Consider the following 12309-nt stretch of genomic DNA (forward strand, 5'->3'; position numbering starts at 1 on the left):
TTTTCTTCCTCATGAACCCTTTATGAGGAAGTTAGTTTCTTCTTTTTCCTGTTTTACTTCCTCATAACAGGTTCTGAGTATGTTTGTACACAAGCAAGAAAGTTCACCCCTAAATCAGGATGAACCTCCACTTGCAGAAAAATCAGATTATTTAATTGTTACATCGTTAATCTCTAAATAGCCTGAAGGGCTGATTGAGAAGCCTTTTACATTTTTCGAGATTGCAGCGACATTTTCTATTACTCTTACAGGAATATAAGGTGAATCATCCATTTCAATTTCTTGTGCTTTAGCGTAAATTTCTTTACGTTTTGCTTCGTCTTTTTCTTTTCTTCCGGCATTAATTAAGTCATCAACTTTTGGATTGCTATAGAAGAATGTGTTTCCTGCAGCTCCGCGTGAGTCTGTGTGGAATAGGTTGTACTGATTGTAATCAGCATCTCCTGTTGCGTTTCTCCAGCTTATTATAAACATTTCTGATTGACCTTTATTTACTTTTTCAACGAACGAACCGTATTCCATCACTTGTACTTTTAAATTAATGCCAATTCCTTTTAATTGTGATTGAATAACTTCTGCTAAATTTACTCGTTCTTTACTATCCATCGTTAGGATCGTTGCATCAAATCCATTTGGATATCCAGCTTCTGTTAATAGTTTCTTCGCTTCTTTTAAATTGTAATTGTATGCTTTTAATTGCTCATCGTATCCGAATACTTTTGAGCCCATTGCTGAATTGGCTTTTTTACCAACATTGTTAAATACACCTTTAATAATCGAATCCATTTCAACTGCATGAGCGATTGCTTTACGTACACGTACGTCATTAAACGGTTTTTTTGTTACATTGAATCCGATATACTCCGTTCCATAACCTTCACTTCGGTATACTTCCATAGCCGAGGATGATTCAACTTGATTCATAACTGCTATTGGGAGTGGTTCTGCAATTTGAGCTTCTCCTGTTTCAATCATTGAAATTCTTGTTGAGTCCTCTGGAACAACCTTGAAATCAACCTTGTCAATCTTTGGTTTTTTCCCCCAGTAATCTTCATTTTTAACTAGTATAATATCCTGTCCAGGGGACCATGATTTAAATTTAAATGGACCTGTTCCATTTGGTTCTTGAATAATGTTCTTACCATATTTATCAATCGTTTTAGGACTTATAATTCCACCTTCATGATTTGCTAAAACTGAAAGAAGTGGTGAGAATGGCTCGCTTAAAATAAATTGTACTGTATATTCGTCGACTACTTTAACTTCTTTTACCATTTTGAATACAACAGCTCTTGGTGAAGCAACTTTAGGATCTAATAATCGATCAAATGTTTTCTTTACAGCCTCTGCATTAAATGGTGTACCATCGTGAAACTTTACATCATGTCGTAGTTTAAATTCCCAAGTTTTATCATTGATTTGATTCCATGACTCTGCTAACATTGGTTGAATTTCGTTATTACGATCTCGCTGGACTAGACCTTCGTAAATTTTATGATGAGTAACGCTTGCTGCATTTATTGTAGACATAAATTGCTGATCTAAATTTTCGGCATCTGATAACCGAGCAATTACTAGCGTGCTTCCTCCTTTTGAATCATTTGCTTGTCCATTTGCTTTCGTACCTACCTCTTGATTTGATGAACATCCTGTAATTGTTACAGCAGAAAATAGTACTAGAAAAAATTTACCTATTCCCGATTTTAGTTTCAATGGCACTGCCTCCCTGTTTAAAGTTTGTCTTACAAATATTTATCTAATTATATAAAATATTCTGATAATTATTTTTGAATATCTTTACCTGTTTTTTCAGTTTCTTTACTTATTTTTTAATTATTTGGCTTTGTTTCTAGTTCTTTAATTGATTCAAGCCTTTTAAAAGATGGTGGAAATAGATCATTTTCAGGAAGTTGTTCGTAATCTCTTTCCATATATCCTCTTCTCATCTTGTTAAAATACACTTGTCCTTTTTGTTTTAATACTTCTATATCAAGATTAGGAATTACTTGATCTTGCATCACAATTCTTCCATTTATAATTGATAGTTTTACATCTCTACCTGAGCCACTTACAAACATTGTTCGAATTGGATCATCAATAATGCCCATATGAAATCCATCTAAATCAATTGCAATGATATCCGCTTTTGCTCCGACTGCTATTCGACCTATATCTTCGCGATTAAGAAATGCCGCTGCTCCTAGAGTGATAGAATTGAAGAAATCAGCGTATGTAGATCCTTCAACTTCTTTTTCTACAAATCTTGAAAGCATACTACCAATACGTACATTTTGAAAAATATCTGGAGGGAAAGTATCAGTACCTAATGCAATATTGATTCCCTCCTTCCTATATTTTGCATATGATTCAAGCCCTTCTCCGTGTCTTCCTATAATAAGTGGACAATGGATAACAGTAGTATTTGTTTCTTTCAGAAGTGAAATATCATTATCAATATTGTAATTCGCTCCACTATAGCCTGATACAAAATGAGCGTGGGGTATTCCAGTATTTGGACCTAAAAATCCAAGATTATATAAATATTTAATTGGTGTAACTCCGTGTTCTTTTAAAATTGTATTAAATTCAAAACTTCCTTGAGCAGCATGGAGCTTGATTGGAACGTTTAATTTGTCACTATAATATTTTGTTTTTATCAAAATTTCTTCAGTCTGTGATTCGATTCTTTCTGGAGCTAACATCCCTCTGACCAATCCATCAAATGCACCATCGAAGGTTTCAACAAACTTTACTGCTCTTTCTAATCCTTCCTCGCCCGCCTTTTCATCCCAATGAATTTTAACGTTTCCATCTGGTTCGACAACTCTAATTCCAGCTTGATAGCTTGGTCCAAGGTAAATTCTCAACCCTAGTTTTCCTGCATGATTCGCCGCAGCTTCCAACTCTTCAAAAGTTTCAGCCCAATTTTTGTAAAATACGGATGTAATCGGCATTGCAGTAGTAATTCCATTTAAAATAAGCTGCGAATATGCATATAAAGATTTAAATACTTCTTCCTCATCACTCATTAGCTCATGATGCCCATTTTTTACAAACTCCTCAGACCAAAGGAGATTTTTTTGTCTATTTGATTTAGCTTCTAAATGCAAAATATCATGGTCAATATCACCTAGCGCATTTAAATCTATAAAACCAGGACTAAGGATCGCATTTCCAACATCTATTACTTGATCTACTATTTCCGTATAGTTTTTTCCAACAAACAAAATTGTATCTTTTTCATATACAATCTCTGCATTTTCTAATATGACATGTTCATTTCCATCAAAACCAATTACATATCTTCCCTTTAGCTTCGTTTTCATTTTTTCTCCCTTCGAACTTGAAAATTTATTATTATTTTTCAACATATCTCATCTCGTCAACATAGGCACGAGCATGTCCCCAGAAATACTTTGTAGGTTGCATATACTTTTCTAATCCAGCGCGTTTTATCGTTGCAAAAGCTTCTTCATTTGCTTCATTTAAAACTGTGCTTTCATGAACGGACTTTACATTTCTGCCTTCCATAATAAGTTTTCCATCAACAATCACATGGTCTACATCATTTGCCACGGCTTGAAACACTAAACGGTGAACATGCATATACTCTGGAGTCAAATGTGGTTGATGAAGATTAACTGTGATGACATCAGCTTTTTTCCCAATTTCAAGTGAACCTATTTCATCATCCCACCCTATACATTTTGCTGCATCAATTGTTACCATTTCTAAAAGCTTACCTGGGGGTAAATAGTAATAGTCTCTAAGAGCTGCTTGATGTACAAACTGCGTCTTCCTCATTGCTTGGAATAAATCAAAGCTCGTAGATGGTGAAGTACCATCTGTAGAAATTGCAACAGTTGCTCCCATTTCAATTAATTCTGTGATTGGTGTACGTGCATTAACTTGTCCAAAACCAGGAGAAGCACTAATGTTTGTACCAGTTTCAGCTAATATTTTGGCTTCATCGAATGAAATTCCTCGACAATGCTGAAGATGCACATCAGGACCTAATAGCGCATTTTCTTTATCTTGAATTGCTAAATGAATCATTCCACCAAATGCATCTGAATGAATTCTTGTATTATATTTCCTAGCAATCTCTCTTATTTTTTTAGCTTGATAAAGATCATGTTTTGTTAACCCGTATAGTCGATCTGGAGAAGTTGGATATGAAGGATCAACAGACGTTACAATAACAAATGGCGTAATAAAGGCTCTTGTTCGATCATCATTTGCGTGATTTAATGCCTCGATAACAGCTTCTGCACCTTTTAAAACTTCTTCATAAGTAACTTCTTTCTCAATTCTTTTTCCGTCAACCCATCTACTAAATGAATGTGGCCAAGGTGGGTTACACGGACCAGTACAAACTACTTCACGCACACCTACTTCGTTGTAAGCTTTCGCATGGTTTATTGCAAATATGGGATCATCAGATCTCGGCACTGAGCCTAACACACTAACGCCTGTTGTTATACCAGCTTTCAGTCGTTCAAGTGCTGACAGCTTTCCTTCGTAATACCAAAAATCATCCGTCACATAGTGCTTATACGTATTCGTCATAATCGGCATCCAAAAATCGATATTCTCCATCGCGATTGTTTTAAACATTGAATGACCACCATGACCGTGAACATCTATTAATCCAGGTAAAATACATTGATGACTACAATCAATTACTTTTTTCGCCTCATACTTAGTTTTCAAGTTTTCGGTGAGATCAATGTCTACTATTCTCCCATTGTGAATCGCAACGGAACCATTTTCGATAATTCTTCTTTCTGTGTCCATTGTGATAACAGTTCCATTAACTAATAGCAAATCAATCATTTTTTTCCTCCTAATGCAAATTTCTCCTTAAAAACTGAAACAGCATAATTTAATTATGCTGTTTCATTGAATGACTTATTTCACTGTTACATCATCAAGCATTAAATAACTTGCTGGGTTTAACCAAAGTCCTTTAACTGATGAGCCAGTAACTGCTAAATGCTCATAGTTACGAATAGGTACATATGGTACATCTTTGTTTTCAATTTCTTGTGCTTGAGCATAAAGTTCTTTACGTTTTTCGCTATCCGCTTCTTGACGAGCTGATTCAATTAATTTATCAACTTCTGGGTTACTATAGAATGAACTATTTCCTGCTGCACCTTGGGATTTACTATCAAATAAGTTAAATTGGTTATAGTCGCCATCACCAGTAGCATTTCCCCATCCACCAATTGCAACTTGATGTTCACCTTTTGCGATTGCATCAATGTAAGCTCCGTATTCAAGAACTTGGATTTTTACATTAATACCAATACCTTTTAATTGAGATTGAATAACTTCAGCCATATTTATTCTTTCTTTACGGTCACTAGTTGTAAGTGTAAATGAAAGACCGTCCTTAATTCCCGCTTCTTTTAATAGCTTTTTAGATTCATTAATATCGTAGTTATATCCTTTAATATTAGAGTCATATCCAAATACTTTTGGGCTCATTGTTGAATTTGCTTTTGTTCCAACATCGTTATATACACCTTTAATAATTGAATCTACTTCAATTGCATGTGCAATCGCTTGACGGACACGAACATCATTAAATGGTTTTTTCTTTGTATTGAAGCTTAAATATTCAACAGCTAGTCCATCTGTACGGTATAAATCCATTGTGTCAGAAGCTTCAATACGATCGATTTCTGTTACAGGCACTTGATCAGTAACATGCGCTTCACCAGTTTCAATCATTGCTAGTCTTGTAGCATCTTCAGGAACTACTTTAAAGACTACACCATCAATTTTAGGTTTATTTCCCCAGTAATCTTTATTTTTTTCAATTTTGATTTCTTCTCCTGATTTCCAAGATTTAAATACATAAGGACCAGTTCCAACTGGATTTCGCCCAATTTTATCACTGTTTTCTTTAATCGATTTTGGACTAATAATACTTCCTTCATTACTCATTAAAATTGATAAAAGTGGAGCATATGGGTATTTTAAAATAAATTGAACAGTTGAATCGTCTACCACTTTAACTTCTTTTATCATTTCAAATTTACCAGCCTGAGGTGATGCAGTTTTTGGGTCAAGTACTCGATCAAAATTTGTTTTAACTGCATCTGCATTAAATGGTGATCCATCTTGGAACTTAACGCCTTGTCGTAATTTGAATTCCCAAGTCACATTATCTACTTGCTTCCATTCTGTTGCTAAAAGAGGTTGTGGCTCCATATTTTTATCTGGTTCAACTAAAGTTTCATATACCTTTTCATAAACAACGTTTGCTGATGGTATATCAGTAATAAAATGTGGATCTAATGTAGTCGCATCAGATAGTCTAGCTACGACCAAAGTTCCACCTGCTTTAGCTTTTGTTCCTGTTGTACTACTGCTTGTTTGGTCAGATGTACAACCTGCAAGCGCAGTAGAAATTGTTAATAATGATGCAAATAATACTCCAGCTGTCTTTCTCTTCATTGTTTTCTTCCTCCTCTTATTACTTTCCCTATGATTCTCTTGTTCACCATTTTTTTTGAGTACGTAGGCTTAATCAAATTATAAAAAAAAATAAAATTTTATATTTTCAGAATCTTTACTCGTTTTTTAATTATCTTTACTGCTTTTCCGCATTATATTTACTTCAATTCTAATTTTGAATAAATTTAAACAAAGAAAAGGGGGAAAAAACAATGAAAACAGAGATTGTATTGAATAACAATGAAATCAAATTAGAAAAAAAAGAATCTCAAAAACTAAAAAGATGGAAAGTATTTTATAAAAAGTTTAAAAAAAATAAATTGGCACTAGTTGGAGCCTATATTGTACTTTTTTATATTTTAGTAGCTATTTTTGCACCACTCATTTCGCCGAAGGATCCTTTTGCAATTGATTTAATGCATAAGCTGCAACCTCCATCACTAGAACATTGGATGGGAACAGATGATAAAGGAAGAGATATTTTAAGTAGAATCATTTATGGAAGTCGTCTTTCAATTTCTGTAGGTTTCGTATCTGTTTTATTTGGAGCAATTTTCGGAATCACACTCGGGTTGATAGCAGGTTATTACGGAAAATGGATGGACACGATCATAATGAGGGTTGTTGATGTTTTGCTAGCATTTCCGGGTATTTTATTAGCACTTGCGATTATTAGTGCATTAGGTCCTAGTCTAATAAATGTTATGGTTGCTGTCGGTATCTTTTCAGTCCCTATGTTTGCACGAATCGTTAGAGGATCTACGTTATCCGTCAGAAAACTTGAATATATCGATGCAATTCGCGCTTTAGGTGCAACTGATGCAACAATTATTTTTAAACATATTCTCCCAAATATTCTTTCACCAATAATTGTCCAAGCTACGTTAAAACTTGCTACTGCTATTCTTTCAGCAGCAGGCTTGTCATATCTCGGATTAGGTGCTCAGCCTCCATCTCCAGAATGGGGAGCAATGTTAAGTAGTGGACGTGATTATTTATTTAGTGCACCCCACATTGCCTTATTTCCGGGTATTGCCATTTCAACATTAGTTTTAGGATTTAATATTTTCGGTGATGGTCTAAGAGATGCTCTTGATCCAAGGATGAAAAAATAAGGAGGAAAGTAAATGTTTCTATTTATTGTCAGAAGAATTATACAAACTATTCCAGTTTTACTTGGTGTAAGTTTAGTTGTTTTTTTAATTATGCAGATGGTTCCTGGAGATCCAGCAACTCTACTTGCTGGTGAAGGTGCTACGAAGCAAACGATCGAAATGATTCGTCATCAACTTGGACTTGATCGTCCTGTCGCTATTCAGTATTTCGATTATGTATACCATGTACTACAAGGTGATTTTGGCGAATCACTTCGAAATAATCGTCCAGTATTAGATGAGATTATGATTCGTTTGCCAATTACAATTGAACTTGCACTGGCTAGTATTTTCATTACAGTCGTACTTGGTATGCTAGCAGGAATTATATCAGCAACTAAACAGTACTCTGCAGCTGATATTACAATTATGATTGTCGCTTTACTAGGAATCTCTTTACCAAGTTTCTGGTTTGGTTTAATGTTGATCTACTTCTTTTCAGTTAATCTTCATATATTTCCAGTTGCTGGGTGGGGAACGTTTAAACATATGGTACTACCAGCATTAACATTAGGTGCAGGTGGTGCTGCAATTGTAGCTAGAATGACTAGATCAAGTATGTTAGAAGTTGTACGTCAAGACTATATGCGTACAGCAAGAGCAAAAGGTTTAAAGGAACATGTCATTATTTACAAACATGGTTTAAAAAATGCATTAATTCCAGTTATTACTGTTGTTGGTCTACAATTTGGTGCTTTACTCGGTGGTACCGTTTTAACAGAGTCAGTTTTTGCAATTAATGGACTTGGTAGATTAATTGTTGATGCAATTAGGACAAGGGATTTACCTATGGTTCAAGGTGGCGTATTAATCGCTTCGGTTATCTTTGTATTTATGAATCTAGCTGTTGATATTCTCTACCGTTACTTTAATAAACGAGTTGACTTGAATTAAGGAGGTACTACTATGAAAAAACAATTTGATGAAACAATTCTTGAGGTTAAAAATCTACAAACCTACTTTTATACAGATGATGGAATAAGTAAAGCAGTTAATGGAATTAGCTTTAAATTAAAAAAAGGTGAAACACTTGGAATAGTAGGAGAATCTGGAAGTGGTAAAAGTATTACATCATTATCCCTTTTACGATTAATCCCCTCTCCTCCAGGAAAAATAACTGGTGGTAGTATTCTTTTTAAAGGTGAAGACTTACTAGCAAAAACTGAAAAGCAAATGCGTTCCATTCGAGGTAATGAAATTTCAATGATTTTTCAAGAGCCAATGACATCTTTAAACCCTGTTTATTCAGCTGGCGAACAAATTGCAGAAGCGATTCGTCTTCACCAAAAATTAAGCAAAAAGGAAGCTTGGGATAAAGCAGTTGAAATGCTGCGACTTGTAGGGATCCCTTCTCCTGAAAAACGTGCAAAGCAAGAACCACATGAACTTAGTGGTGGAATGAGACAAAGGGTTATGATCGCAATGGCACTTGCTTGTCACCCAGAAGTGCTAATCGCAGATGAACCGACTACCGCTCTTGATGTGACAATTCAAGCTCAAATTCTGGAATTAATTAAATCACTCCAAAAAGATTTTGGCACAGCCGTAATCTTAATCACGCATGATTTAGGCGTCGTTTATGAGACTTGCGATCGAGTGGCTGTCATGTACGCTGGAAGAATTGTTGAATACACATCAGCAAAAGAACTTTATAATAACCCTAAGCACCCATACACAATCGGGTTATTAAACTCCCTTCCACGTCTTGATATGGATCAAGATGAATTAACAACAATACCTGGTACTGTACCTAGTCCATTCAATATGCCAAAGGGCTGTAGTTTTGCACCACGCTGTGCACATGCAAAGCCAATGTGTCATGAATCAGTGCCAGATTTACAAACACTCGACAAAAATACAGAAGTCAGTTGTTGGATGTACACATCACTATGGGAATCAGATCATACCATCCAAGAGAAAGTAGGGATTGAATAATGGCATTACAACTAGTGGATAAAAAAATACTACTTAATGTAGATCATTTAAAACAATACTTTCCAATTAAAGGTGGCGTTTTAGGAAGAACGGTTAATCACGTAAAAGCGGTAGACGATATTAGCTTCCACATTTACGAGGGAGAAACTTTAAGTATAGTTGGTGAATCTGGTTGTGGTAAGTCTACTACTGGTAGAGCCATTCTAAGATTAGACGAGCCTACAAGTGGAAGCATTCATTTTAAGGAAAAAGATTTATTAAGCTTAGGAAAAAAAGAAATGCGTAAAATAAGAAAGGATCTACAAGTAATCTTCCAAGATCCGTTTGCCTCACTTAATCCTAGACAAACAATTGGACAAATTTTAGGTGAAGCATTAGCCATTCAAAATGTCGTTCCAAAAGAAGAACGTAAAGCTAGAATTGAGGAATTATTAGGACATGTTGGGTTAAGACCAGAAGCAATGGAGCGTTATCCTCATGAATTTAGTGGTGGTCAACGTCAGCGTGTTGGAATTGCACGTGCACTTGCAGTTGATCCAAAACTAATCATTTGTGATGAAGCAGTTTCTGCACTAGATGTTTCAATCCAAGCTCAAGTATTAAACTTATTAAAATCGTTACAGAAAAAATTCTCACTTACCTTTCTTTTTATCTCACATGATTTAGGTGTAGTAAGACATATTTCTGACCGAGTAATGGTAATGTATTTAGGAAAAATTGTTGAGATTGCCGATAAAAAATCTATATTCGAAAATCCGCAGCATCCTTATACACGTGCCCTATTATCAGCTATTCCAGTACCGAACCCGGTACATCAAAGAGAAAGAATTATGTTAACAGGAGATGTACCTTCTCCAATCAATCCTCCAAGCGGCTGTCGTTTTCACACAAGATGCCCTTTCGCGATTGATATTTGCAAAACAAAAGCACCTGAATTAAAAATATCTGAGCAAAATCATCAAGTTGCTTGTCACATAATTAATTAAATAGTATTCTTATAGGCATGAAGTGAAGGAAAAGAAGAGAATTGATCCTGCCATGTAGAAATTCTACTTCCATTAAATATATTAAATGCTTATAAAATTGGCTTATAAATCGAATGTCGATTGGTTTAAGATATTGTAAAGCTCCTATGGAAAAAGCGCGAAGGTTAGAGACTCCTCTAAGAAACTCCAATGGGATACTCAGCATTCGTTCCATTCCATTGGAGCAACTTTAGTTGAAATCAACCATTTATAAACAAAGTTTTCGAAAAAATTAAAAATATTATTAAAAAAACTATTTGAGGTTCTTCATGCTTAGTTACGAGGGATTTACTTTACTAATTATGCTATTTATTTTAGCTCCTATTATGGGAGCTATTGCTTTATTGTTTTTGTTTATCTTTGAAAAAAGAATTGACTTACTTGAAAATAAAAATAGAGAAATTCGGTTAGAACATGCATTACAAGAAGCTCAATACAATAAATTAAATCAGCAAATTCAACCGCACTTTTTATTTAATACACTTAATGTCATATTAAGCTTAGCGAGATTAAATCGAACATCGGAATTAATCCGGGCCCTAGAAACGTTCTCTCAATTTTTAAAATTTAAATATAAATCATCCGAGCCTTTAATTCCGTTAAATCAAGAAATACAATATACTCAATATTATTTAGACATTCAAAATCTACGGTTTGGAGATCGTCTTAAAACACAGTTAGATTGTCCAAAAGATTTATATAACGCGCTAGTTCCCCCTTTTATTTTGCAAACCTTAGTAGAAAATTCATTTAAACACGGTTTAGAAAAAAAGGTTGGAGAGGCTTTACTGCATATTCGATTTTATCAAGATTCCGAGCTAGTCTGTTTAGAAGTTATTGATAATGGTTTAATGGGAATGACTAATTCTTTTTCTAATCAAGAAGGCCATGGATTAGACAATATAAAAAAGAGATTACAACTATATTTTGGTAATAGTGGTCATGTACTGATTACTTCAAATGAATCAGGAACAAATGTTAAGGTCGTCTGGCCACTTATATATGAGAGCAAAGGAGGGAAAATAAATTGAATGTATTATTAGTAGATGATGAACCATTAGAGCTTGAACAGATGGAATATTTAATAAAAAATATGTTCCCATTATGGAAGTTTTTTAAAGCTGCTGATGCATGCCAAGCAATCACAATTAATCAAAATCATAAAATTAATATTGCGTTTCTAGATATAAATCTACCTGGGCGTTCAGGACTAGAGTTTGGTGAAGAGCTTAGAGCCCTAAATAAAGACGTAGATATTATTATGGTTACAGCATATCAAAGTTTTGATTATGCCCAACAGTCAATCCGAATCGGCGTTCTAGATTATTTAACTAAGCCAATAATAGAAAGTGAATTATATAAAGTTTTATCTAAATATAGTGAGACCGACACATCAAATCAATATTCTAGTTTAATACATCAAACTCTTTTATATATTCATGATCATTTCGCTGAAAAACTTTCTCTTTCTGACGTTGCTCGAGAGGTTCACACGAATCATACTTATTTAAGTAGAAAATTTCACGAAGAAGTCGGTGTATCGTTTTCAGAATATTTAATAGACTATAGAATACAAGCAGCCAAGCGATATTTAACAAATAATCCAAATTGGAACATATCCGATGTAGCAGAAAACTCAGGCTTTAATAGTCAGCATTACTTTAGTACTTTGTTCCGCAAAATTGAGGGCATTACTCCGAAAGAGTATCGTGAGAAAGGAAAATAAA

The 12309-nt window shown here is 34.5% G+C and carries 10 protein-coding genes; 6 read left to right on the forward strand and 4 right to left on the reverse strand.

Translation table 11 applies throughout. From position 1 onward, the window contains the following. Positions 1–147: 147 nt before the first annotated feature. From ABEY15_RS20845 to ABEY15_RS20860, 4 genes are all read right to left on the reverse strand, one after another. On the reverse strand, positions 148–1713 hold the full coding sequence (locus tag ABEY15_RS20845) for a glutathione ABC transporter substrate-binding protein (RefSeq protein ID WP_429891987.1): 1566 nt from the start codon (positions 1711–1713) through the stop codon (positions 148–150). A gap of 116 nt (positions 1714–1829) precedes the next feature. After that, positions 1830–3326, reverse strand: coding sequence for a chlorohydrolase family protein (locus tag ABEY15_RS20850; RefSeq protein WP_429891988.1), 1497 nt, complete (start codon positions 3324–3326; stop codon positions 1830–1832). A gap of 31 nt (positions 3327–3357) precedes the next feature. Then, positions 3358–4836 (reverse strand): amidohydrolase family protein, encoded by a 1479-nt coding sequence (locus ABEY15_RS20855; RefSeq protein WP_429891989.1) that lies wholly within the window; start codon positions 4834–4836, stop codon positions 3358–3360. 75 nt (positions 4837–4911) lie between these two features. After that, positions 4912–6468: a glutathione ABC transporter substrate-binding protein gene (locus tag ABEY15_RS20860; RefSeq protein WP_429891990.1), complete on the reverse strand. Its 1557-nt coding sequence runs from the start codon at positions 6466–6468 to the stop codon at positions 4912–4914. Positions 6469–6680: 212 nt separating this feature from the next. Here ABEY15_RS20860 and nikC point away from each other — a divergent pair, with 212 nt between their 5' ends. From nikC to ABEY15_RS20890, 6 genes are all read left to right on the forward strand, one after another. Next, positions 6681–7583, forward strand: coding sequence for a nickel transporter permease (nikC, locus tag ABEY15_RS20865; protein WP_429891991.1), 903 nt, complete (start codon positions 6681–6683; stop codon positions 7581–7583). A 12-nt stretch (positions 7584–7595) separates the two neighbouring features. Then, positions 7596–8516 carry an ABC transporter permease gene (locus ABEY15_RS20870; RefSeq protein WP_429891992.1) on the forward strand — a complete coding sequence of 307 codons (921 nt, stop codon included), beginning with the start codon at positions 7596–7598 and terminating at the stop codon, positions 8514–8516. Positions 8517–8528: 12 nt separating this feature from the next. Continuing rightward, entirely contained in the window at positions 8529–9557 is a 1029-nt protein-coding gene (locus ABEY15_RS20875) for an ABC transporter ATP-binding protein (protein ID WP_429891993.1), read from the forward strand. Then, entirely contained in the window at positions 9557–10543 is a 987-nt protein-coding gene (locus ABEY15_RS20880) for an ABC transporter ATP-binding protein (RefSeq protein ID WP_429891994.1), read from the forward strand. Before ABEY15_RS20875 ends, ABEY15_RS20880 begins: the two co-directional genes overlap by 1 nt. Before the next feature lie 308 nt (positions 10544–10851). Beyond that, positions 10852–11613, forward strand: coding sequence for a sensor histidine kinase (locus ABEY15_RS20885; protein ID WP_429891995.1), 762 nt, complete (start codon positions 10852–10854; stop codon positions 11611–11613). Further along, positions 11610–12308 carry a response regulator transcription factor gene (locus tag ABEY15_RS20890; protein WP_069035085.1) on the forward strand — a complete coding sequence of 233 codons (699 nt, stop codon included), beginning with the start codon at positions 11610–11612 and terminating at the stop codon, positions 12306–12308. The genes ABEY15_RS20885 and ABEY15_RS20890 overlap by 4 nt, the downstream gene beginning before the upstream one ends. Position 12309 lies beyond the last annotated feature (1 nt).

The organism is Gottfriedia acidiceleris, from assembly GCF_050457485.1.
Lineage (GTDB): Bacteria > Bacillota > Bacilli > Bacillales > Bacillaceae_G > Gottfriedia > Gottfriedia acidiceleris_D.